This is a genomic window from Streptomyces sp. P9-A4 (assembly GCF_036634195.1).
Taxonomy (GTDB): domain Bacteria; phylum Actinomycetota; class Actinomycetes; order Streptomycetales; family Streptomycetaceae; genus Streptomyces.
In genome coordinates this window covers 636,679-660,983 of sequence record NZ_JAZIFY010000001.1, presented here as the reverse complement: position 1 = coordinate 660,983, position 24,305 = coordinate 636,679, and the positions used below count along the sequence as shown (strand labels likewise).

General features: G+C 74.5%; 10 protein-coding genes. 4 read left to right on the top strand and 6 right to left on the bottom strand.

Annotated elements, in window-relative coordinates:
* Positions 1-79: 79 nt before the first annotated feature.
* Entirely contained in the window at positions 80-3,388 is a 3,309-nt protein-coding gene (locus tag V4Y03_RS02750; RefSeq protein WP_332433874.1) for a type I polyketide synthase, read from the bottom strand.
* Positions 3,385-15,384 (bottom strand): SDR family NAD(P)-dependent oxidoreductase, encoded by a 12,000-nt coding sequence (locus V4Y03_RS02745; protein WP_332433873.1) that lies wholly within the window; start codon positions 15,382-15,384, stop codon positions 3,385-3,387. Before V4Y03_RS02745 ends, V4Y03_RS02750 begins: the two co-directional genes overlap by 4 nt.
* 197 nt (positions 15,385-15,581) lie before the next feature.
* Here V4Y03_RS02745 and V4Y03_RS02740 point away from each other — a divergent pair, with 197 nt between their 5' ends.
* Entirely contained in the window at positions 15,582-16,616 is a 1,035-nt protein-coding gene (locus V4Y03_RS02740; RefSeq protein ID WP_317878281.1) for a 3-oxoacyl-ACP synthase III family protein, read from the top strand.
* Between the two features lie 92 nt (positions 16,617-16,708).
* On the opposite strand, the gene V4Y03_RS02735 is transcribed toward V4Y03_RS02740, so the two are convergent.
* Genes V4Y03_RS02735 through V4Y03_RS02720 form a run of 4 tightly spaced genes read right to left on the bottom strand, consistent with a single transcriptional unit; the run spans position 16,709 to position 21,045 of the window.
* The gene (locus V4Y03_RS02735) at positions 16,709-18,178 is read right to left on the bottom strand and encodes an FAD-dependent monooxygenase (RefSeq protein ID WP_332433872.1); all 1,470 of its coding nucleotides are present in this window, start codon (positions 18,176-18,178) and stop codon (positions 16,709-16,711) included.
* Positions 18,179-18,182: 4 nt separating this feature from the next.
* Positions 18,183-19,061, bottom strand: a complete 879-nt coding sequence (locus tag V4Y03_RS02730; RefSeq protein ID WP_332433871.1) for a TIGR03621 family F420-dependent LLM class oxidoreductase — start codon at positions 19,059-19,061, stop codon at positions 18,183-18,185.
* Positions 19,058-20,281 carry an alpha/beta hydrolase gene (locus V4Y03_RS02725; RefSeq protein ID WP_332433870.1) on the bottom strand — a complete coding sequence of 408 codons (1,224 nt, stop codon included), beginning with the start codon at positions 20,279-20,281 and terminating at the stop codon, positions 19,058-19,060. Before V4Y03_RS02725 ends, V4Y03_RS02730 begins: the two co-directional genes overlap by 4 nt.
* Positions 20,278-21,045, bottom strand: a complete 768-nt coding sequence (locus V4Y03_RS02720) for a 2-oxo acid dehydrogenase subunit E2 (RefSeq protein ID WP_317877985.1) — start codon at positions 21,043-21,045, stop codon at positions 20,278-20,280. The genes V4Y03_RS02725 and V4Y03_RS02720 overlap by 4 nt, the downstream gene beginning before the upstream one ends.
* Before the next feature lie 166 nt (positions 21,046-21,211).
* Between V4Y03_RS02720 and V4Y03_RS02715 the strand changes: the two genes are divergently transcribed.
* From V4Y03_RS02715 to V4Y03_RS02705, 3 genes are read left to right on the top strand one after another with little or no spacing between them, the layout of a single operon-like run.
* Positions 21,212-22,447: a cytochrome P450 gene (locus V4Y03_RS02715; RefSeq protein WP_332433869.1), complete on the top strand. Its 1,236-nt coding sequence runs from the start codon at positions 21,212-21,214 to the stop codon at positions 22,445-22,447.
* A 5-nt stretch (positions 22,448-22,452) separates the two neighbouring features.
* On the top strand, positions 22,453-22,680 hold the full coding sequence (locus V4Y03_RS02710) for a ferredoxin (protein WP_317877983.1): 228 nt from the start codon (positions 22,453-22,455) through the stop codon (positions 22,678-22,680).
* On the top strand, positions 22,677-24,305 hold the full coding sequence (locus V4Y03_RS02705) for an ABC transporter substrate-binding protein (RefSeq protein ID WP_332433868.1): 1,629 nt from the start codon (positions 22,677-22,679) through the stop codon (positions 24,303-24,305). The genes V4Y03_RS02710 and V4Y03_RS02705 overlap by 4 nt, the downstream gene beginning before the upstream one ends.

The window sequence follows — 24,305 nt, the reverse complement described above, 5'->3', positions numbered from 1 at the left end:
CTTCTCCTCAGCCGTGCTCGAACGGTGCCGCCGCCGTCGGTGACGGCGGCGGCACCGTAAGCGGGGTATAGCCCCGATTCTATCCTGCCTCCCCGCCGATCTCCCTGCTCAGGCGGGCGGCCAGCTCCGCGGGCGTCGGGTGGTCGAACGCGAGCGTCGCCTCCAGTTCGAGCCCGGTCGCCTCGGCCAGCAGATTCCGCAGCTCAAGGCCGGTGAACGAGGTGAATCCGGCCTCCAGGAAGGTGGCGTCCGCAGCGATCTCGGCGCCGGAGTCGTGCCCGAGCACGGACGCCGCCGAGGACAGCACCAGTTCCAGGAGCTCCGCCTCCCGCTCCGCGGGGGCGAGCCCGGCGAGATTCCGGCGCGGGACGGGATCTCCGAGGGCATCGACGACTTCGGAGCCGCCGTCCCGCGCCGGGGTCGAGAGGGCCGCCGGCTCCTCGGCGAGCCGTACGGCCGGGGCGTGCAGCCAGTAGGGACGCCGCTGGAAGGCGTACGACGGAAGGGGCACCCGCCCGCCCGCGGGGGCGAGCCCGGTCCAGTCGACGGGGCGACCGTGCGCCCAGGCCAGGCCGAGCGCCGAGAGCAGCGTCCGCGGCTCGGGGCGGTCGCCCCGCAGCGCCGGGACCAGGACCGGCGGCTCCTCGCGCAGGCTCTGCGCGGCGAGCGCCGCGAGGACACCGTCCGGGCCGAGTTCCACGTACAGCCGCACGCCCTCGTCCTCCAGGTGCCGGACGCCCGGGTGGAAGCGGACGGGCTCGCGGACGTGCCGCACCCAGTGGTCCGGGTCGGCCAGTTCCTCGGCGGTCGCGGGCCGGCCGGTCAGGTTGGAGACCAGTGGGATCACCGGCGGCTTGAAGGACAGCGCCGCGACGGCCCGGCGGAACTCCTCCAGGATGCCGTCCATGTGGTGCGAGTGGAAGGCGTGGCTGACCCGCAGCCGCTTGGTCTTGCGGCCCCGCGCCCGCCAGTGCGCCGCGGCCTCGGCGGCGGCGTCGGCGTCGCCCGAGACGACCACCGACCGGGGCCCGTTGACCGCCGCGATCGACAGTCGGGCGTTTGTGAAGCCCCGCGAGCCTTCCGCGTCCTCCGCGCCCTCGGTGCCCTCCGCGAGGAAGGCCTCGACCTCCTCCTCGGAGGCCTGGAGCGACACCATGGCGCCGTCGCCCCGCGCCGACTCCATGAGCCGGCCGCGGACGGCCACGAGTGCCACCCCGTCCTGAAGCGTCAGCACCCCTGCCGCGTACGCGGCGGCCAGCTCGCCCACCGAGTGCCCGATCACGAAGTCCGGTACGAGGCCGTGGTGTTCCAGCACCCGGAACAGCGCCGTCTCCAGCGCGAACAGGGCGGCCTGCGCGTACCGCGTACGGTCGAGCAGCGCGGCCTCGGGAGTGCGGGGTGCCGCGAACACGACGTCCCGCAGCGGTCGTTCCAGGTGCTCGCCGATGAGCCCGCAGACCTCGTCGAAGGCGGCGGCGAACACCGGGTGGGACCCGTACAGTTCGCGGCCCATGCCGAGGCGCTGGCTGCCCTGGCCGGTGAAGAGGAACGCGGTGCGCGCACGGCGCTCGGTCCTGCCCCGGACGACCGCCGCGGACCGGGAGCCGGACGCGAGGTCCTCAAGGCCCCGCAGCAGGGCCTCGCGGTCCTCGCCGAGCACGACGGCCCGGTCCTCGAGGACCGGCCGGGCGGCCAGGGTCCGCGCCACCTCGGCGGCGGTCGGCCCGGGGCGCTCCGTCAGATGCCCGAGCAGCCGCCGTGCCTGCGCGGCCGGGGCTCCCGCGCCCCGCCCGGACAACGGCCAGGCGACCAGCGGGAGCGAGGCACCCGCTCCGATGCCGGAAGCCTCGGAAGCCTGAGGAGTCCCGGAAGTCTCAGCGACTCCCGAAGTCCCAGAAGCACCGGCCGACTCCGCCGTCTCCGCGCCCCCCGGTTCTTCCTCCGGAGCCTCCTCCAGGATCAGGTGCGCGTTGGTGCCGCTGATCCCGAAGGAGGAGACGCCGGCCCGGCGCGGGCGGCCCTCCTCGGCCGGCCACGGGCGGGGCGCGGACAGCAGCCGGACCGCGCCTTCCGACCAGTCCACGTGCGGTGTCGGCTCGTCCGCGTGCAGCGTGCGGGGCAGCACGCCCTTGCGCAGGGCCATCACCATCTTGATGACGCCGCCCACGCCGGCCGCCGCCTGGGTGTGCCCGATGTTCGACTTGAGCGCGCCCAGCCACAGCGGGCGGCCGGCGGGCCGGTCCTGCCCGTAGGCGTTGATCAGGGCCTGTGCCTCGATCGGGTCGCCGAGCGTGGTGCCGGTGCCGTGGGCCTCGACGGCGTCGAGGTCGGCGGGGGCCAGCCGGGCGTTGCCGAGGGCCTGACGGATCACCGCCTCCTGGGCGGGACCGTTCGGTGCGGTGAGCCCGTTGCTCGCGCCGTCCTGGTTGACGGCGCTGCCGCGGACGACGGCGAGTACGTCGTGGCCGTTGCGGCGGGCGTCGGACAGCCGCTCCAGGACGACCAGGGCCGCGCCCTCGCCGAAGCCGGTGCCGTCGGCGCCGGCCGCGAAGGACTTGCAGCGGCCGTCGGCGGACAGACCCCGCTGCCTGCTGAACTCGGTGAAGAGACCCGGTGTCGACAGCACCGTCGCGCCGCCCGCCAGGGCGAGCGAGCACTCACCCTGGCGCAGCGCCTGGACGGCCAGATGGATCGCGACCAGGGAGGAGGAGCAGGCGGTGTCGACGGTGACGGCCGGGCCCTCGAAGCCGAAGGTGTACGCGATGCGGCCGGTGGCTACCGACGGCGCGGTGCCGTTGCCGATGAAGCCCTCCACCTCCTCCGGGATACGGGGGAGCCGTGCCGCGTAGTCGCTGTACATCAGGCCCGCGAAGACCGCCGTCCGGCTGCCCCGCAGCTCGCGCGGGTCGAGCCCGGCCTGCTCCAGCGCCTCCCAGGCGGTCTCCAGGAGCAGCCGGTGCTGCGGGTCGGTGGCCAGCGCCTCGCGCGGGCTGAGTCCGAAGAAGCCCGCGTCGAACTCGGTGGCGTCCGGCAGGAAGCCTCCGTTGCGGGTGTACGAGGTACCGGAGCGCTCCGGGTCGGCGTCGTACAGCGCGTCGAGGTCCCAGCCCCGGTCATCGGGGAAGCCGCCGATGGCGTCGGTGCCGGAGTCCACGACCCGCCACAGGTCCTCGGGGCCGCGGACGCCGCCGGGGTAGCGGCAGCCGATGCCGACCACGGCGATCGGCTCCCGGGCCGCGGACTCGGCCTCGGCGAGCTTCTGCCGAGTCTCGTGCAGGTCCGCGGTGATCCACTTGAGGTACTCGACCAGCCGCTCCTCCTGGGAGGCGGGTTCGGCGGTGGTGTCCGTCTCGGTGGTGCTGTCTTTCGTCGTCGGACTCGTCGTCACTTCGACCGGGCCTTCCTGCCGAATTCGCTGTCGATGAGGTCGAGGAGGTCGGTCGCCGAGGCGGACTTGATCCGGGCGGCCACGTCCTCGGGGCCGGCCTTCGGGGAGCCGCCCGCCGCGGAGGCCGAGGCCTCCAGACCGCTGAGCAGCTCCCGCAGTCGCCTGCCGACCTCCGTACGGGTGCCGGTGTCGGTCTCCGCCGTCAGGGAGAGGGCCTTCTCCAGGGCGTCGAGCCCGGCGAGCGGGCCGGAGCCGGCGGCCGGGTCCGTGCCCCGAGCGGCCGCCGCCTTCGCCGCGGCCTCCTCCGCCCGGGTGCGCAGCAGCGTGGCCAGCGCGGCGGGCGACGGGTGGTCGAAGACCACGGTCGCGGGCAGCCGCAGCCCGGTGGCGGCGCTCAGCCGGTTGCGGAACTCCACCGCCGTCAGGGAGTCGAAGCCGAGCTCCTTGAACGAGTGCTCGTCGTCGATGAGGCCGGTGTCACTGTGACCGAGAACGAGTGCGGCGGTCTCCCGCACCAGGTCGAGAACCAGGCGCTCCCGCTCCTTCTCCGGCACCTGGCCGAGGCGTTCGGCCAGGGAGCCCGACGGTGTCGCGGAGGCGGCCCGGCGCGCGGGCGCGGGGACGAGCCCGCCGAACAGCGGCGGCAGGAGCCCGGCCCCGGCGCGGCGCCGTAGTTCGGCGCGGTCCAGGCGCGCGGCGACGACGGCGGCCGGCGCACCGGCCAGGGCGCGGTCGAGGAGGGCGAGCCCGTCCTCGGCCGTGAGGGGTACGACGCCGTCGCGGCCGAGCCGGTCGCGTTCCCGCCCGTCGAGGTGGCCGGTCAGCGCGCTGCCGTCGGCCCAGAGCCCCCAGGCCAGGGAGAGCGCGGGCAGGCCGAGGGCCCGGCGGCGTACCGCCAGACCGTCCAGCAGGGCGTTGGCGGCGGCGTAGTTGCCCTGTCCGGCGTTGCCCACCACACCGGCGAGCGAGGAGAACAGGACGAACGCGGCGAGCGGCAGCTCACGGGTGAGTTCGTGCAGGTGCAGCGCCGCGTCGGCCTTGGCGGAGAGCACCGTGTCGAGCCGCTCCGGCGTCAGCGACTGGATGACGCCGTCGTCCAGGACGCCCGCCGCGTGGACGACCGCCGTGAGCGGGTGGCCGGCGGGGATCCCGGCGAGCAGTGCGGCGAGCCCGTCGCGGTCGCCCGCGTCGCAGGCCTCGATCCGGACCTCCGCGCCCAGCGCGGTGAGTTCGGCGGCGAGTTCCGTGGCGCCCGGGGCGGCGGGTCCGCGCCGGGAGGTGAGCAGCAGGTGCCGTACGCCGTGGCCGGTGACGAGCCGGCGGGCGACGAGCCCGCCGAGGGTGCCGGTGCCCCCGGTGACCAGGACGGTGCCGTCCGGGTCCCACGGCCGGGCCCCGGCCCCGGCTTCGGCACCGGCCTCGACTCCGGCGCCGGGCCTCGGCGTGTCCGGCACCGTGGTGAGCCGGGGCGCGTACCAGGTGCCCTCGCGCAGGGCGAGTTCGCTCTCGCCGGGGCCGGTGCCCGCGGCCAGGGCGCGCAGCGAGGCGTCCGTGCCGTCGTGGTCCACCAGCGCGATCCGGTCGGGGTTCTCGCTCCGCGCCGTGCGCAGCAGCCCCCACGCGGCGGCGGCCACCGGGTCGACGGTGTCGCCGTCCCGTACCGCGACCGCGCCGCGCGCGGCCACCAGGAGGCGTCCTGCGGCGAGGTGTTCGTCGGCCTGCCAGTCGCGCAGCAGCGCGAGCAGCGGGTCGAGCACGGCCCGGACATCGGCGCCCGTCGGGACGGCGCCGGTCACGCCAGCGGGCTCCTCGGCTGCCGGAAGGGCGGCGAGGACGGTGTCCGGCAGCCGCGGCGCGCCCTCGGCGACGGCAGCGCCCAGCTCGGCCGTCCCGGCGAACACGGGCGCGTCGCCGAGCGCCGCGGCGATCTCGCCGCCGTGCTCCCCGAGCACCGCCCACGCACCCTCGACCGGGGCGGTCGGGGCCACCGGGGCGGCCTGACCGGTGGTCGTCCAGCCGACCGCGTACAGCGGCAGGTCCGCCGTACCCCGTGAGCGCAGCGCGGCCAGCTCGGCGGCCGGCAGCGGACGCAGGGACAGCGTCTCGACGTCGGCGACGGGCGCGCCCTCCGCGTCGGTGAGCCGCAGGGCGACCGAGGTTCCGCCGGTCCTCGTCAGCCGCGCCCGCAGCGCCTTCGCGCCGGTGCGGTGCAGCCGTACGCCGCCGAAGGAGAACGGCAGCAGGATCTCGGGGAACCCGTCTGATTCTCCGGAGCCGGCCGTGCCGTCCGTGCCGGTCGGGACTTCGGTGCCCGCCGGTGCGAGCGCCAGCGGGTGCAGGGCGGCGTCGAGGAGCGCCGGGTGGACGGAGTGGCCGGTGGTGTCGGTGTCCTCGGGCAGCTCGACCTCGGCGTAGAGGTCGTCGCCGTCGCGCCACAGCGCGGTGAGACCCTGGAACAGCGGCCCGTACGCGTAACCGCGGGCGAGCAGCTCGCCGTACGCGTCGCCGAGGTCGACCGGATCCCCGGCCGGCGGCCAGGCCGGGTGCCCGGCGGATGCCGGGTCGGCCGGGCCGGCGGCGGAGGCGGCGCCGAGCGTCCCGGTCGCGTGCCGGATCCAGCCCGCGTCCTCACCCGTCCGGGAGTGGATGCCCAGCGGCCGGAGACCCGACCCGTCCGGCGCGCCGACCGTCACCTGGAGCACCGCCGCTCCCTGTTCGGCGAGCCTCAGCGGGGCCTCCAGGGTGAGGTCCTCGACGCCATCCGCGCCGGTGCGGTCCGCCGCGTGCAGTGCCAGGTCGAGGAAGCCCGTGCCCGGCAGCAGCGCCGTCCCCTCCACCGCGTGCTCGGCGAGCCAGGGGTGGGTGCGCAGGGAGACCCGGCCGGTGAACACGATCTGACCGGAGTCGGCGAGCGGGACGCTGGCACCGAGCAGCGGATGCCCGGCCGTGTCCAGGCCGAGGCCGTCCGCGTCGACGGCCGCGCCGGTCCCCTCCAGCCAGTAACGCTGCCGCTGGAACGGGTACGTGGGCGGTCCCGCCGGGTCCGCGGGCGGCAGCGCGGGCCGCCACGCCGCGGGCGAGGTGCCGGTGACGTGCGCCTCGGCCAGCGAGGTGCCGAAGCGGCCGATGCCGCCCCGGTCGCGACGGAGCGTGCCGAGCGCGACCGCCGAGGCGCCCGCGTCCGCCACCGTGTCCTGGATCGCGGGCACGAGCACGGGGTGCGCGCTGACCTCGACGAAGGTGGTGTGTCCGGCGGCGAGCAGCCCGCGCACGGTCTCCTCGAAGAGCACCGGCTCACGCAGATTGCGCACCCAGTACTCGCCGGTCAGCTCGGTGCCCGCGAGCGGGCCGCGCGCGACCGTGGACCAGAACGGCACGTCCGTGGCGCGGGGTTCGATCCCGCCGAGCAGCTCGCGCAGCTCCTCGCGCAGCGCGTCGACGTGCGGGGAGTGCGAGGCGTAGTCGACGGGGATCAGCCTGGCCCGGAACCCCTCGGAGGTGAACCGCTCCTTGAGCGTCTCCAGGGCCCGCGGGGCGCCCGAGACGACCGTGAGGGCGGGGCCGTTGACCGCGGCGACGTAGGTGTCCTCGATCAGCCGCTCCCGTACGACGTCGGCGGGCAGCTGCACCGACAGCATGCCGCCGGTGCCCGCGAGGCGGGTGATGGCCCGGCTGCGCAGCGCCGCCACCCGGGCGGCGTCGTCGAGGCTGAGCGCGCCGGCGAGGTACGCGGCGGCGATCTCGCCCTGGGAGTGGCCGATCACCGCGGCGGGCTCCACGCCGTGCCCGCGCCAGAGCCGGGCGAGCGAGACCATCATCGCGAAGAGCGCGGGCTGTACGACGTCGACCCGGTCGAGCGAGGCGGCGTCGGGGTCGCCCGCGAGGACCGCGGTCAGGTCCCAGTCGGTGTGCGGGGCGAGCGCCTCGGCGCACTCCCGTACGTATCCGGCGAACTCCTCGCTGTCACGCATCAGCGCGCGGCCCATGGCGAGCCACTGGCTGCCCTGGCCGGGGAAGACGAACACGGCGCGGCCGGGCTCGTGGCCCACCGCCGTGCCGGTCACCAGGCCGGGCACCTCCCTGCCCCCGGCGAGCGCGTCGAGGCCGGCGAGCAGGGCCGTGCGGTCGCTCGCGTCCACGACGGCGCGGTGGTCGAAGCGCGCGCGGGCGGCGAGCGTGCCCGCGACCTGCCGTACCGGCACCTCGGGGTGTTCGGTGGCGTACGTGTGGAGCAGGCGTGCCTGTTCCTTCAGTCCCTCACTGGTCTTCGCCGACAACAGCCACGGCAGGTAAGGGAGTTCTTGCTCCCCGGCGCCGGTCTCTTCCGGTGCCTGTTCGATGATCACGTGGGCGTTGGTGCCGCTGATGCCGAAGGAGGACACTCCCGCCCGGCGCGGCTCGTCGCCCGGCGTGCGCCATGCCTGTTCCTCGGTGAGCAGGCGCACCGTGCCGTCCGACCAGTCGACGTGCGTGGTCGGCCGCTCGACGTGGAGCGTCCTCGGCAGCCGGCCGTTCCGCATCGCCATCACCATCTTGATGACGCCGCCGACACCGGCCGCCGCCATCGTGTGCCCGATGTTGGACTTCAACGAGCCGAGCCAGAGCGGGTGTTCGGCGTCGCGCTCCATGCCGTACGTGTTGATGAGCGCCTGCGCCTCGATCGGGTCGCCGAGCCGGGTGCCCGTGCCGTGGGCCTCGACCGCGTCGACCTGGGCGGCCGTCAGGCGTGCGTTGGCGAGGGCCCGGCGGATCACGCGCTCCTGCGAGGGCCCGTTCGGCGCGGACAGGCCGTTGCTCGCGCCGTCCTGGTTCGTCGCCGTGCCCCGTACCAGGGCGAGGACCGGGTGGCCGTTGCGGCGGGCGTCGGAGAGCCGCTCCAGGAGCAGCAGACCCGCCCCCTCGCCCCAGCCGGTGCCGTCCGCGGAGTCCGAGAAGGCCTTGGCGTGACCGTCGGGCGACAGCGCCCGCTGCCTGCTGAACTCGACGAAGCTCGTCGGGCCCGCGAGGACCGTCGCGCCGCCCGCGAGGGCGAGCGAGCACTCGCCCTGCCGCAGCGACTGCGCGGCCAGGTGCAGCGCCACCAGCGACGACGAGCACGCCGTGTCCACCGAGACCGCCGGACCCTCGAATCCGAAGGAGTAGGCGATACGGCCGGAGGCCACGCTCGCCGTGGTACCGGTCGCGAGATACCCCTCGACCGCCTCCGGCGCCTGCCCGAGCCGGGTCACGTAGTCACCGGCGACGACGCCCGCGAACACGCCCGTGTCGCTGCCGCGCAGCGCCGTCGGGTCGATCCCGGCCCGCTCCACCGCCTCCCAGGCCGTCTCCAGGAGCAGCCGCTGCTGCGGGTCCATGGCCGTCGCCTCGCGCGGGTTGATCCCGAAGAAGGCCGCGTCGAAACGGTCGGCGCCGGTGAGGAACGCGCCGCGCCGCGTGTACGAGGTCCCGGACCGGGTCGGATCGGGGTCGTACAGGGCCTCCGTGTCCCAGCCGCGGTCCTCCGGGAACTCGGTCACCGCGTCCGTGCCGGACAGCACGAGCCGCCACAGGTCCTCGGGCGAGGCGACACCGCCCGCGTAGCGGCAGGCCATGCCGACGATGGCGATCGGGTCCTCGTCGGCCGGCACCGCCGGGGCCGGTGTCGCGTGCCGGGCGGCCGGAGCCGCGGCCGGCTCGGCGTCGCCGAACAGACCGGTGCGCAGATGCGCCGCGAGGGCGGCCGGCGTGGGGTGGTCGAAGACCAGCGACGACGGCAGCCGCAGGCCGGTGGCGGCGTTGAGCCGGTTGCGCAGCTCGACCGCCGTCAGCGAGTCGAAGCCGATGTCCTTGAACGCCCGCTCCGGGGCGAGCGTGTCACCGGAGCCGTGCCCGAGCACCGCCGCCGTCTCGGCCCGCACGAGCGCGAGGAGCTGCCGGTCGCGCTCGGCCGGATCGACGGCCGCGAGCCGCTCGGCGAGCGACCCGGCACCGGCCGGGGCCGGCCGGCCCGCCGCCGCACGCCGGGTACGGGAGCGCACCAGACCGCGCAGCAGCGGAGGCAGGGTGCCCGCCTCGGCGCGGGCCCGCAGCGCGGACGGGTTGAGCCGCAGTGGGACGAGCAGCGGCTCGTCGGTGGTCAGCGCCTCGTCGAACAGCGCCAGGCCCTGCCGCGGGTCGATCGGCGCGAAGCCCGCGCCCGCGAGCCGGGCCAGGTCACCCGCGTCGAGCGTGCCGGCCATGCCGCCGCCGTCCCCGCCGTCCGCCTTGCCTTCCGCACCCCACGGGCCCCAGGCGAGCGAGACGCCCGGCAGCCCGTTGGAGCGCTGGTAGGCGGCGACGCCGTCGAGGAAGGAGTTGGTGGCCGCGTAGTTGGACTGTCCTGCGTTGCCGATGACCCCGGCGAACGAGGAGAACATCACGAACGCGGCCAGGTCCAGGTCCCGTATCTCGTCCGTGATCAGCCAGACCGCGTCCTGCTTGGAGCGTGCCACGGTGTCGAGCCGCTCCGGGGTCATCGACTCGATCGTGCCGTCGTCGAGCACACCGGCCGTGTGCACGACGGCGGTCAGCGGGTGCGCAGGGTCGACCGACGCGAACAGCCGCCGCACCGACGCCGGGTCGCCCGTGTCGCAGGCGACGACGGTGGCCCGGGCGCCGACCTCCGCGAGCTCGGCGACCAGCTCGTCGGTGCCGGGCGCCCCGGGACCGCGCCGGCTCGTCAGGAGCAGGTGCCGGATCCCGTGCCGGGTGGCCATGTGACGGGCGAGGAGCCGCCCGAGGGTGCCGGAGGCGCCGGTCACGAGGACCGTGCCTTCGGGGTCGAGGTCGCGCGGCAGGGTGAGGACCACCTTGCCGGTGTGCCGGGCCTGGCCCAGGTGCCGGAAGGCGTCCCGGGCCCGCCGCACGTCCCAGGCCTCCACCGGCAGCGGGCCGAGCCGGCCCGCCTCGAACAGCGCGAGGAGGTCGTCCAGCATCTCCCGGATGCGGTCCGGTCCCGCCTCCATGAGGTCGAAGGCGCGGTAGACCACACCGGGGTGGGCCTGCGCCACCTGCTCGGCATCGCGGATGTCGGCCTTGCCCATCTCGACGAACCGGCCGCCGCGCGGCAGCAGCCGCAGCGACGCGTCGACGTACTCGCCGACGAGCGCGTCGAGGACCACGTCCACGCCGCGGCCCTCGGTGGCGGCCAGGATCTCCCGCTCGAAGTCGAGCGTGCGGGAGTTCGCCAGATGGGCGTCGTCGAAGCCCTGGAAACGCAGCGCGTCCCACTTGGCCGGCGAGGCCGTGCCGTACACCTCGACACCCAGGGCGCGGGCGATCTGCGTCGCGGCCATGCCGACACCGCCCGCGGCGGCGTGGATCAGCGCCGTCTGCCCGGCGCGGGCGCCGGCCAGGTCGGTCAGCGCGTACAGGGCGGTCAGGAACACCACCGGCGTCGCGGCGGCCTGGGTGAACGACCAGCCGGCCGGCACCCGGGAGAGCAGCCGGTGGTCGGTGACCGCGACAGGTCCGGCCGCACCCTCGGTGAACAGCCCCATCACCCGGTCGCCGGGCGCGAGACCGACGACGTCGGGGCCGGTCTCCAGGACGTATCCGGCGCCCTCGCTGGCGATCGGCGCCTCGCCCGGGTACTGGCCGAGGGTGATCAGGACGTCGCGGAAGTTCAGTCCCGCCGCCCGCACCCCGACCCGCACCTGACCCGGGGCGAGCGGCGCGTCGGGCGCCTCGGCGGGCAGCAGCGCCAGGTTCTCCAGGGTGCCCCTGGCCGTCGCGCCGAGCCGCCAGCCCGCACTGCCCGCCGGGACGGCGAGCCGCCCCTCGGGCGCACTCGGCGTCAGCCGGGCGGCGAGCACGGTGCCGCGGCGGAGCGCCAGCTGCGTCTCGTCGGGCGTGCCGAGCGCCGTGCCGAGCGACCGGTACGAGGCCTCGTCCCGGTCCACGTCGACCAGCAGGAAGCGGCCCGGGTGCTCGGTCTGCGCGGAGCGCACCAGACCCCACACGGCCAGGCTCTGGTCCCGGATCGACTCGTCGTAGCGGGTGGAGACCGCGTTGCGGGTGACGACCACCATCCGCGAGCCGGCGAACCGCTCGTCGGCCAGCCAGCGCTGGATCAGCCCCAGCATCCGGTGCGGCGCCTCGCGGGCGATCGCCACCGGGTTGTACGTGCCCCGGGGCGGGCGCCCCGGCGTGAACGGCACCAGGACCTCGGCCGGTACGGGCCCGGCGGCGGCCAGCTCGTCCAGGTCGGCGTACCGCACGGCACCGTCGCCGAGAGCGTCGGCGACGCCGATGACGTCGGGGCCCACCACCGCGCGCACGGGCGCGGCGGCCGTCGCGTCGTCCTCCGTACGGGTTTCGGCGGCGCCGGGCACGGGCCGCCAGTCGACCCGGTACAGGGCGTGCGAGCCGTCGCCGGAGGCGGCGGACACGGCGCCGACGTCGGCCGGGCGGATCAGCAGGGCGCCGACGTCGACGACAGGGCCGCCCTCGGGGTCGTCGGCGGTCAGCGTGACCGTGTCGGCGCCGGACCGGGTCAGCCGGACCCGCAGCCGGGCGGCGCCGGTCGCGTGCAGGGTGACGTCGGACCAGCTGAACGGCAGCCGCACCGTCTCCGGGGTGCCGCCCACCAGGTCGAGCAGCAGCGGGTGGAGCGCCGCGTCGAGGAGCGCGGGGTGCACCGGGTGCCCGAGGGCGTCGGCCTCCTCGGGCAGCTCGATCTCGGCGTACAGGTCGTCGCCGTCGCGCCAGGCCGCCCTGAGGCCCTGGAAGGCGGTGCCGTACGCGTAGCCCTGGGCGTGCAGCTCCTCGTAGAGACCGGTCAGGTCGGCCTGCTCGCCGGGCGGCGGCCACGGCAGGGACGCGCGGTCCGCCCTTGTGCCGTCCGGGGCGGGGGAGAGGGTGCCGGAGGCGTGCCGGGTCCACGACTCGGCATCCTCGCCGCGTGCGTGGATCGTGAACGCCCGGCGCTCGGACCCGGCCGCCGCCTCGACCACCAACTGCAGCTCGACCGCATCCTTTTCGCGCAGGACGAGGGGCGCTTCGAGGGTGAGGTCCTCCAGGGCCGGAGTGTCGGTGTGGCCGGCGGCGTGGAGGGCCAGGTCGGCGAAGGCGGTGCCGGGCAGGAGGGCGGTGCCGGAGATGGTGTGGTCGGCGAGCCAGGGGTGGGTGCGCAGCGAGATGCGGCCGGTGAGGACCAGCTGGTCCGTGTCGGCGAGGGTGACCAGGGCGCCCAGGAACGGGTGCCCGGCGGAGGCGAGCCCGGCCGACCTCACGTCGGACCCGGAGGCGGTGGTCCGCTCGATCCAGTAGTGCTCGTGCTGGAAGGGGTAGGTGGGCAGGTCCTCGGGGACGCGGGTGGGGGGCTGGGGCTGCCAGGTGGTGGGGGTGTGGCCCGTGGTGTGGAGTCGGGCGAGCGCGGTGGCGAGGGTGGTGGGTTCGGGTGCGTTCTTGCGCAGCGTCGGTGCGAGGACGGCCGGCCCGGTCAACGTGTCCTGGGCGAGCGCCGTGAGGGTGGCGTCGGGGCCGAGTTCGAGGTAGCGGGTGGTGCCGTTGGTTTCGAGGTGTTGGATGCCGGGGTGGAAGCGGACGGTTCCGCGGATGTGCCGTGCCCAGTAGTCGGGGGAGCGGAGGTCGTCGTCGGTGGCGGGCAGGCCGGTCACGTTGGAGATGACGGGGATCTTCGGGGCGTGGAAGGTCAGGCCCGCGATCGCCTCGCGGAAGTCGGCAAGGACCTCGTCCATGTGCGCGGAGTGGAAGGCGTGGCTGACCGTCAGGCGCTTGGCGCGGCGGCCGAGACCGGTCCAGTGCGCGAGGGCCTCGGTCACGGCGTCCTCGTCACCCGAAAGCACCGTCGCCTCGGGGCCGTTGAGCGCTGCGACGGTCAGCCTTCCCTCGTACGCGGTCAGGAAGGGGGCGATCTCGTCTTCGGTGGCCTGGATGGCGAGCATGGCGCCGTCGTTGCGGGCGGTCTGCATCAGCCGGCCGCGAACCGCGACCAGCGTGACGGCGTCCGGCAGATCCAGGACGCCGGCGGCGTGGGCGGCGGCGATCTCGCCGATGGAGTGGCCGATGAGGGTGTCGGGGGTGAGGCCGTGGTGTTCCAGGGTGCGCTGCAGTGCGGTCTGGAGGGTGAAGAGGGCTGCCTGCGCGTACTGGGTCTGGTTGAGGGTGGTGGCGTCCTCGCCCCACATCACGTGGCGCAGGGGCTGGTCGAGGTGCTGGTCGAAGAGGGTGGCGATCTCGTCGAAGGCGGTGGCGAACACCGGGTCGGCTTCGTGGAGTTCGCGGCCCATGCCGAGGCGCTGGCTGCCTTGTCCGGTGAAGAGGAAGGCGGTCTTTCCGGTGAGGGTGGTGCCGGTGGTCAGACCGGGTGCCTCGCCGCCTTCGGCGTGGGCGTCCAGGGCGGCGAGGAGCGCGGTGCGGTCGCCGGTGGTGTCGATGGTGGCGCGGTGCTCGAAGCGGGCACGTGCCGCGAGCGCGCCCGCGACCTCGTGCGGCGGGGTGTCGGGGTGTTCGGTGGCGTACGTGTGAAGCCGGCGTGCCTGGTCGCGCAGCGCCTGCTCGTTCTTCGCCGACAACAGCCAGGGAAGAGCGGTGGGTTCGGCCCTGTCTGTGACCGTGGGGGCTTCCTCGGGTGCCTGCTCGATCACGACGTGCGCGTTCGTTCCGCTGATCCCGAATGACGACACGCCCGCGCGGCGCGGCTCGTCGCCCCTCGCGTCCCAGGTGCGCTCCTGCGTGAGCAGCCGTACGGTGCCGTCGGACCAGTCGACGTGGTCCGTCGGGTCCTCCGCGTGCAGCGTCCGGGGCAGCACCCCGTTCCGCATCGCCATGATCATCTTGATGACGCCCGCGACGCCCGCGGCGGCCTGCGTGTGCCCGATGTTGGACTTCAACGAGCCCATCCACAGCGGGTGTTCGGCGTCGCGTCCGGTGCCGTACGTGTTGATGAGTGCCTGTGCCTCGATCGGGTCGCCCAGGCGGGTGCCGGTGCCGTGGGCCTCGACCGCGTCGACCTGGTCGGCCGTCAGGCGGCCGTTGGCGAGGGCCTGTCGGATGACGGCCTCCTGCGCGAGGCCGTTGGGGGCGGTGAGGCCGTTGCTCGCGCCGTCCTGGTTCGCGGCTGTGCCGCGGATCACCGCGAGCACCGGGTGGCCGTTGCGGCGGGCGTCCGAGAGACGCTCCAGGACGAGCAGCGCGGAGCCCTCGCCGAAGCCGGTGCCGTCCGCGCCCGAGGCGAAGGCCTTGCAGCGGCCGTCGGCCGCGAGCCCGCGCTGCCGGCTGAACTCGGTGAGCAGCACCGGGGACGCCATGACCGTCGCGCCACCGGCAAGCGCGAGCGAGCACTCTCCCTGCCGCAGCGACTGGGTGGCGAGGTGCAGTGCGACCAGCGAGGCCGAGCAGGCGGTGTCGATGGTGAGCGCAGGGCCTTCGAGGCCCAGGGTGTAGGCGATCCGGCCGGAGGCCACGCTCGTCGTGTTGGTGACGAGGTAGCCCTCCAGCTCGGGGCGGATCTCCTCGGGGCGCGCGTAGTCCTGGGCGATGGCGCCGACGAACACGCCGGTGTCGCTGCCGCGCAGGCTGTCGGGGGAGATCCCGGAGCGCTCCAGGGCCTCCCAGGCGGTCTCCAGGAGCACCCGCTGCTGCGGCTCCATCGCCTCGGCCTCGCGCGGGCTGATGCCGAAGAATCCGGCGTCGAAGAGGCCCGCGTCGTGCAGGAAGCCGCCCTTGGCCACATAGGTGGTGGCCTGGGCGTCGGCCCCCGGGTCCGGCGCGTGCAGCCGGTCGAGGTCCCAGCCTCGGCCCTCGGGGAAGTCCGTGATGGCGTCGCCGCCGGCGGCGAGCAGCCGCCACAGGTCCTCGGGGCTGCGCACATCGGCCGGGAAGCGGCAGCCGATGCCGACGATCGCGATCGGCTCGTGCGCCGCGGCCTCGACATCGGTCAGCCTCTGCCGGGTCTGCCGCAGGTCGGTCGTCACCCGCTTGAGGTAGTCCCGGAGTTTCGCTTCGTTGGCCATGAACCCATCCCTCGCAATGCCAGACGGTCGTCCGGGCAACGTCGCGGACGCGGCTTGCGGGCTGCTTAGCGTGACCTAAAGCCTTCGCCGAGCCGTGGCGGTCGCCTCTTGACCGGCGCGGATGTCCCGTACGGCGCCTAAGGGCTTCTTTAGACAGCCGTCAGCGGGGCGTCAGCCGGGCGGCCGAAAGTGGCGGTATGGAAGCCTCGGAAATCCACATCCTGTCGGTGGGCACCGCCCTGCCCGGTGACCCCCTGGAGAACGCGGACCTGGCCCGGCACTTCGGTATGGACCCGATCTGGGTGGAGTGGGTCGACGCCTTCGTCGGGACCCGTGCCCGGCATCTGTCGGTGGACCTGGCGACCGGCAGGCTCCGCTCCACACTTGCCGATCTGGCCACCGAGGCCGGTGCCCGCGCCCTGGCGGACGCCGGTCTCGGACCCGGCGACATCGACCTGGTCGTCCTCGGCACCGCCACGCCCGACCAGCTGATGCCCGCGACCGTCAACATCGTCGCGGACCGGCTCGGGATCGACGGTGTGCCGACCTACCAGCTGCAGTCGGGCTGCGCGGGCGCCTTCCAGGCGCTCGACGTCGCCGGCCAGATGCTGCGGGGTGGCGGGCACCGTACGGCCCTGGTGATCGGCGGTGAGCTGTGCTCACGGCACTACGACCCGAGCGTCGACCTCGCGAAGCTCGACTCGGGCGAGCTGGTCAACTTCGTGCTGTTCGGCGACGGCGCAGGCGCGGCCGTGCTGACCTCGGAGCCGACCGAGGGCGCGCCGGTGATCCGCCGGGTTCTCAACCGGCTGACCGGGCGGGGCCGGGAGCCCGGCCAGATCGTGGAGTGGACCGGCGCGCTCGACCGGGCCGACGCGGACCGCGCGCACATCAAGGAGGACTACAAGGCGATCGAGGAGTCCGTCCCGGTGATGTCCCGGGAGATCGCCGAGGAACTGCTCGGCGATCTGGGCTGGGCGGTCACGGACGTGGACTACCTGCTGCCGCCCCAGCTGTCGGGGCGCATGACGCGGCGGATCGTCGAGGGCCTGGACATGCCGCTCGCGGAGGAGATCACCCTCGTCGACACCATCGCCAACACGGGCAACGCGATGCCCTTCTTCCAACTGGAGGAGCTTCTGCCGCAGTTGGCTCCGGGTGACCGCGTCCTCGGGATCTCCGTCGAGTCCAGCAAGTGGCTGAAGGCGGGGTTCGCCCTCGAACTGGCCTGACCGCCCGCACCCGGCCCGACCGGCCGCATCCCCCCCGTACACGAGAAGCGCCCGCGGTGACCGCGGGCGCTTCCTCCGTCTCCTCACCGTGCTCAGCTCGGCGCGCCAAACCAGTTCTTCAGGGCCGTCTCCAGCGAGCCCGAGCCCTCGGCCCATACGACGTGGCCGTCCGGGCGCAGCAGTACGGAGCCGGTCGCGTCGACCGAGGGCGCGACGCCCACCCGGTCGGCCCAGGCCGCCGCCGCACGGGCGTACGCCCCGGCTTCGCCGTCCCCGCCGTCCCCGCCGCCCTCGCCGACGAGCAGCAGGCCGCGGCCGTCGTGGAGCAGGGGCGCGGCGCCGGGGACACGGCCGCCGAGCGCGGGGTCGGGGGCGGCGGAGCCCGAGGTGCCGTCGGCGCCCAGGCGGTAGCGCACGTCGACGCCGGTCACCAGCTCCACCAGATACCGGTTGACGTCGTCGAAGCGGGCGAGGTCCGCGAAGAGCGACCGGGCCCCGGCGGTGCGGGCCGCCGGGTGCATCAGGGCCAGCTGGGCGTCGAGCGCGAGCCGGGCCCGCTCGCCTTCCGGGTGACGCTCGGCGTGGTACGTGTCGAGCAGGCCGGGCGGCGCCCAGCCGGCCAGGTCCGCGGCGAGCTTCCAGCCGAGGTTGACGGCGTCCTGGAGGCAGGTGCTCAGGCGCAGCCCTCCCAGCGGATAGAAGGAGTGCGCCGCGTCGCCGGCGAGGAACACCCGGCCGGACCGGTAGCGTTCGGCGTTGCCGCTGTGGCTGGTGAACCGGCGGGCCCACAGCACCTCGCGGGCCGGCAGCGGCTGCCCGGTGAGATGCTCGACCTCACCCTGGAGTTCCTCCGCGGCGACCGGGCCCGACGCGGTGGGAGGCGTGGTGCCGAACACAGTGGTGATCACCCGGAGCACTCCGGGTCCGGCGGGTGCGCCGGAGTACACCCCGCCGGCGGGCAGGTAGTGGGCGCCCAGGTGGTGGACGGCGAGCTCGGAGAAGTCGGCCGCGACGTCGCCGACGATGCCCGACACGGTCCAGCCGCTGCCCGGGAGGTCGATCTTCGCCAGGCGGCGCACGGTGCTTCCGGCGCCGTCGGCCGCGACCACGTACGAGCCGCGCAGCGTCGAATCGCCCGCGGAGGTGCGCAGCTTCAGCGTCACGTGTCCGGGGGACTGGCGGAGTTCCGTCACCTCGTGGCCGCGGCGGATGTCCACACCGAGTTCGCGGGCCCGCCGCTCAAGGACCTCGGTCAGCCGGGGCTGGGGCACGAGAAGTCCGGTGCCCACCTCGGGCCGGTCGGCGGCGAGCTGCTCGGGGTGCAGCCACAGCAGGGAGAAGTGCGCGCCGGGCAGCGGGAGTCCGGACGCGCGCAGCGCGTCCGCCAGGCCTCGCTGTTCGAGGAGCGCGATGACGCCCGCGTTGACGGCCTGGCCGGGGGCGTGCGGATCAGGTGTGTCGCGTCGGTCGAGGACGACGACGGGCGCGCCGGCCAGGCCCAGCTCGCAGGCGAGCATCAGTCCGGTGGGGCCGGCGCCCACGACGATCACGGGGTCGGTCACGGGGTCATCCCTTCCGCAGGAGCGGGATCACGGGCGCGAAGTCGTACAGGTGGGCGGAGAGGACCATGAACGACGTGAGGCCGTAGCGGTCGTGCCCGCGCCGGACCTGCTCGGCTATCTCCTCGTGGGTGCCGATGAACAGGGTCGGCAGAGCGAGGAGTTGATCGCTCGTCAGGTGAGGCGCGAGGGCGGGGCGCAGCGCCTCGGCGGCGGCCTTGCGGTCGTCGGTGACGACGACCTTCTTGACTCCCACGTTCAGTTCGGGGGAGCGGCCGAGTTCGGCGGCGCGCCGCCGGACGGTGGCCACCTGGGCGGCGAACTCCTCGGGGCCGAGGAGCACCAGATCGCTGCCCGGGGGCAGCGCGGCGCCGATGAAGACGACCGTGTCGGCCCGGCGCGCGGCGAGTTCGAGCTCCTCCGGCTCACCGACGCCGATCATCAGCCGCGGCCTCGGAGTGCTCAATGGGCGGGGCAGTTGCTCGGGGTCCGTCAGCAGCCGGTCCAGGACGTCCACGGTCGCGGCGAGCCGGTCACGCTTGTCCTGAGGGGTGAGCGCGGCCGTCGCGGCGCTGCCGGTCCAGCCCGCGTGCAGACCCACGCTGAGCCGCCCGCCGGTCAGCCGGTCGGTGCCGGCGATCTCCCGGGCCAGTACCTCGGGGTCCCACAGGGACGCGTTGGTGAGGTAGGTGGCGACCTGGAGCCGTGTGGTGGCCGCGGCCGCTGCCACCAGTGACGGGAACGGGGCCGCCAGGCCGAGGTGGTCGGTGGTCGCGAGGGTGTCGTAGCCCAGCCGCTCGGCCTCCCGCGCGCGTTCGGGCCAGTCGGCCTCGGGGGAGATCTCGTTGACCCCGAAGCGGAACTCCGTACCGGGTCCGCCGCTCATGCGTCGCCTCCTGTCGTGGCTGTCGTGGCTGTCGTGGCTGTCGTGCCTGTCGTGACCGAGGTGATCGTCGTGCCTGTGGTGCCTGTGGTGTCCGGTGTGTCTGGTGCGTCCGGCGTGCGGCCGAGTGCCCCCGCCAGTCGCTCGCGGGCCCGGATCGCGGCCAGGCCCAGGCCGAGGAACCGGCGCTGGGGCCCGAAACCGCCCAGGGCGTCCAGGGCGGAACGCAGGCTCCACAGCCGGGACTCGGCGACATGGGACGGCGAGCCGTGCACGTCGTCATGGACGAGCAGCCGCAGTTCGCGCACATGGTTCTCGAGGAGAAGCCGGTCGCCGGGCGGGATGATCTCGTCGCGCGCGCTCACCGTGTACGCCACGGGCACCTGGATCGCCGCGAGTTCGCCCCCCGTCAGCGCCAGATCCGCGAGCCCGGGCAGCACGGTGTCCGGGGTGAGGCCGGTGAGGTGGGCCAGGGTGTCGACGGTGACCCGGGGCACCCGGGGCCGCCATCCGGCGTCCGTGAAGAAGTCGCCGATCGGCGCGCCCGCCGTCACCACGCCCTGGATCCGCTTGTCGTGGAGGGCCGCCCGCAGCGCCATGTGGCCGCTGAAGCTCATCATCACGGCGATGGTCCGGTCGGTGTCCGCGCGGTCCGCGAGGGCGTCGAGGATCTCGGAGACCATGTGGTGGCTCTCCGCCCCGTAACGCTGCTCGTTCTCGCCGACGCCCGGCATCTCGACGGCGACGACGGCCAGGCCCAGCCGTCCCGCCTTGGCGAGGATCGGACCGAACTGCTCCTTCACGCTGACGATGCCGCCGCTGAGCAGCAGCACGGGCGCGCGTTCGCCGCCGCGCGGGGCGAGCCCGGCCGCCCAGCAGCGCACCCGGCCGCCGGAGAGATCGAGGTCGACCCGCTGGATCCCCGAGGTGTCGCCGAGCCGCCAGCGGTCGAAGGAGGCGACGGTCCGCGCCTGCGCGTCGGCGCGCGCCGGGCCGTCCACGTAGGGGAAGCGGGCGATGTTGAAGTGCCGTCCGGCCTCCACCTCCCGGCCCTGCCGCTCCAGTTCGACGCCGGCCTCGGTCCACTCCCGGGCCCAGGAACCGGCCTCGCCGTCCTCGTCGTGCCGGATCCGCCCGAGGACCTGGGCCAGCCGCCCGCCCGGGATGCCGAGGATGCGGCCGTGCACCTCCACGAACTGCTTCAGCTCCGTGACGTCGTTCATCGCAGCGCCTCCTCGGCCGAGAAGCCCTCTAGCGTCTCCTTCACCTCGGTGAGCACGTCCGCCGCCTCCGCGCCGTCGATCACACGGTGGTCGAAGGTGAGGTTCAGCCGCATCACGGGCGCGCTCGTCACCTCGCCGTCCCGCACCACGGCGCGCTGCGCGATCCGGCCCACGCCGAAGGTGAGGGTCGTGCCGCCCACCGAGTGGAAGCCGTCGACCGACCGGTGGCCCAGGGACGACACCGAGAAGGTGCCGAAGAAGCGCGGGTGGGCGAGGAGCGGGCGCACCGCACGGCGGTAGGCGGCGCGCGCGAGCAGCGACGGCAGCCGGTGCAGCAGCAGCATCGAGGCGAACTCCGGCATCGTCTCCGGGTCGCCGTCCCGGAAGCGCTCCAGCTCGTGCTGGATGCCCTTCAGATCGGTCCGGTCCAGATCCGGCAGGACCGTGGAGACCACGACCCGCCGGCCGCCGACCCGCTTGTCGAGGGCGACCTTCCCGGCGACCTCGCCGTAACGGGCGACCTTGGGGCGCAGCCGGCCGCGGATCGCGGCGTTCGCCTCCGGGTGGGCGGCGATCACCCGGGCCGCCGAGTGGAGCACATAGGTGACCACGGACAGCCGGCTGTCGCCGCGGTGGGCCTCGCGGTGCGCGAGCACCCCGGACATGTCCACCTCCGTGTCGAGGTGGACCGGCGCGAAGGGCCGAATCTCGTCGAGGAAGAAGAGCGTGTGTCGCCGCTCCCGGGCGATGGCTGCGATCTGCATCCCGCCAATCTCCGCAGCCCGGCTAAAGCACCCTTTAAGCGCGCCCTAAACCCGACTTCCGGCCGCTTTCGCGGGCGCCACCCCACAGTCGCCCTTTAGAGCGGCGCAAGACACCGATTCCAGTCTTGCCCCCAGCCCGAATGTCGCCGCTCGCAGGAGATCGCGTATGTCACGCCCCAGCGCCGTGGGCCTCACCACCGGAAACGCGCCGTTGCCCGACTTCCCGCAGCTGCGCACCTGCCCGTACCAGCCGCCGCCCGGCTACCGCGATCTGCGGCTGACCGAGGGGCCCGTGGTGCGCGCCCGGCTGTACGACGGCCGTCCCACCTGGGTGGTGCTCGGCCATGCCGTCGCCCGTGAGCTGCTCATCGACCCGCGGCTGTCCTCCGACTGGGGACGGCCGGACTTTCCGTCACCGAGCCCCCGCCGCAAGGCCATCCAGAAGTCGACGATGCTCATCGGGATGGACCCGCCGGAACACTCCGCGTACCGCCGCCGGGTCATCCCCTCCTTCTCCGTGCGCCGCACCCGCGAGCTCGGCGAGTCGATCCACCGGCGCGCCGGTGAACTCGTCGACGCCCTCCTCGAACAGGGCCCGCCCGCGGAGATCCTGCGCGGTCTCGCGCTGCCCCTCTCCTCGCACACCATCTGCGCGATCCTCGGCGTGCCCTACGAGGACCACGCCTACTTCGAGGAACAGTCGGCGATGCTCGTCTCGTCCCAGGTGTCCGAGGAGGACGCGACCGGGGCGCTGATGAACCTGCGCGACTACCTGACCTCCCTGGTGGACCGCAAGGAGAAGGAGTCGGAGCCGGGCGAGGGCCTGCTCGACACCCTGGTGCACAAGGACCTCGCCGACGGTTCGCTGTCCCGCGACGAGGTGATCGGGCTCGGCATCATCCTGCTGATGGCCGGTCACGAGACCACCGCGAGCATGATCACGCTCAGCACCTTCACGCTGCTGCAGAACCCGAGCCAGCTGGAGGCCTTCCGTAACGACCCGGACGGCGCGGGTCCGGCCGTCGAGGAGCTGCTGCGCTACCTCTCCATCGGAGACGTGGCCATGCGGATCGCCGCCGAGGACATGACCATCGGTGACGCCCACATCAAGGCCGGCGACAGCGTCATGCTGTCCGCCGCCGAGATCAACCGCGACCCGGAGGCCTTCGAGGACCCCGACGTACTGGACCTCGGCCGCGGCGCCCGACACCATCTCGCCTTCGGCTACGGGGTGCACCAGTGTGTCGGCCAGAACCTGGCCCGCGCTCAGATGCAGAGCGCGCTCACCCTGCTCTTCTCCCGCATCCCGGGGCTGCGGCTCGCCGTTCCCGCCGAAGAGGTGGAGATCAAGCCCGCGCAGAGCGGTGTGCAGGGCATCTACGAACTCCCCGTGGCGTGGTGAGGCCGGTGCGCATCGTCGCCGACTCCGGCCGCTGCATCGGCGCGGGCCAGTGCGTCCTGACCGCACCCGACCTGTTCGACCAGGACGAGGACGGCCTCGTCGTCCTGCTGACCGGCTCCGTCGCCACCGAGGCGGACGCGGAACTCGCCCGGTCGGCCGAGCACCTGTGCCCGGCCGCCGCGCTCCGGGTCACCTCCGGCACCGACGACGCCGAGGGGCAGCCGGGCGCATGAGGACCCGTACGCATCGCACCCTCGTCCGCCGGGCCCTGGTGGCGGCGCTGGCCCTGGCCTGCGTCGCCACCGGGTGCGGCGCCGGGACCGGCCGGGCGGGCGGGCGGGACGGCCGGATCGTGTACGCCGTCGACACCCAGCCCGACTGCCTGGACCCGCAGATCAGCCCGTACGACGTGACGGCGGCCCTGGGCCGCGGCGTCTTCGACTCGCTGGTCGCCATGGACGCCCGGGGCCGCGTCCGGCCCTGGCTCGCCACTTCCTGGCAGATCTCCGGCGACGGGCGGGCGTACACCTTCCACCTGCGCGACGGCGTCCGCTTCCACGACGGCACCGCCTTCGACGCGACCGCCGTCAAGGCCACCCTCGACCACACCGTCGCGCCCGAGACCAAGTCGCAGTACGCGGCCGGGCTCATCTCCATGTACGAGAACGCGACCGTCGTCGACGCCCGCACCGTACGGATCCGGCTCTCCCGCCCGTACACGCCGCTCCTCCAGGTGCTGTCCACCGCCACCTTCGGCATCCAGTCGCCCACCGCGCTCCGCGCGAACCGTGGGCGGACGTGCCTCAAGCCTGTCGGCAGCGGCCCGTTCGTCTTCGCCGGCTGGACCCGCAACCGGCGGATCGACCTGGACCGCAACCCGGACTACGCGTGGGGCCCGCCGGACGCCGCCAACCGGGGACCGGCGCATGTCGCCGGCGTCACCGTCGAGTTCATCCCGGAGGCCGCCTCGCGCTTCGGCGCCCTCAGCTCGGGCCAGGTCGACCTGGCCTCCGCCGTACCGCCCAGCCACGTCGGCAGGCTCCGGCAGGCCCACGGCTTCCGGCTGATGCGGGCCACCCAGCCGGGCGCGCCGTACACCCTCATGCTCAACATCAACCGGGCGCCGCTCGACGACCCGCGCGTGCGCCGCGCCCTGCAGCGCTCCGTGCGCTTCGACGCGCTGGTGAAGGCGCTGTACTCGGGCGCGTACGAGCGCTCCTGGAGCGCCCTGACCCCCGCCACCGGCGACTACGCCCGGGCGACCGAGGGCGGTTGGCCGTACGACCCCGAGGAGGCGGCCCGTCTCCTCGACGCGGCCGGGTGGACCGGGCGCGACGACGCGGGCTACCGCACCAGGAAAGGCGTCCGCCTCACCGTGCACTGGCCCTACATGAACAGCCTGATGCGCGACCAGCGGGCGCTGCTCGGCCAGGGCATCCAGGCCGAGGCCAAGCGGGCCGGCATCGAGCTCCGGTTCACCGCCCTCGAACCCGGCGCCTACCTCCAGAAGGCGGGCGGCCGCGACGCCGACATCCTCGCCTTCAGCTGGAACCGCGCCGAACCCGACATCCTGCGGACCTTCTTCGACTCCGCGCAGACCGGTGACAAGGGCGGCGTCAACGCCTTCGGAGTCGCCGACCCGCAGCTCGACGGCTGGCTCCGCGAGGCCTCCGCCACCCGCGACCCCGCCCGCCGCGCGGCCCTGTACGCGAAGGCCCAGACACGCGTGAACGACCAGGCCTACGCCCTGCCCGTGTACGCCCCCGCCACCCTCCTCGGGGTTGCGGACCGAGTGCGCGGCGTGACCTTCGACGTCCAGGCGTACCCCCGCTTCCACGACGCCCGGCTGGAGGACTGA

Bases quoted from the DNA above. Each gene is read 5' to 3' on its own strand.
- V4Y03_RS02715 (WP_332433869.1), top strand. From the start codon at position 21,212: ATGTCACGCCCCAGCGCCGTGGGCCTCACCACCGGAAACGCGCCGTTG.
- V4Y03_RS02725 (WP_332433870.1), bottom strand. From the start codon at position 20,281: ATGAACGACGTCACGGAGCTGAAGCAGTTCGTGGAGGTGCACGGCCGC.
- V4Y03_RS02705 (WP_332433868.1), top strand. From the start codon at position 22,677: ATGAGGACCCGTACGCATCGCACCCTCGTCCGCCGGGCCCTGGTGGCG.
- V4Y03_RS02745 (WP_332433873.1), bottom strand. From the start codon at position 15,384: ATGGCCAACGAAGCGAAACTCCGGGACTACCTCAAGCGGGTGACGACC.
- V4Y03_RS02730 (WP_332433871.1), bottom strand. From the start codon at position 19,061: ATGAGCGGCGGACCCGGTACGGAGTTCCGCTTCGGGGTCAACGAGATC.
- V4Y03_RS02720 (WP_317877985.1), bottom strand. From the start codon at position 21,045: ATGCAGATCGCAGCCATCGCCCGGGAGCGGCGACACACGCTCTTCTTC.
- V4Y03_RS02740 (WP_317878281.1), top strand. From the start codon at position 15,582: ATGGAAGCCTCGGAAATCCACATCCTGTCGGTGGGCACCGCCCTGCCC.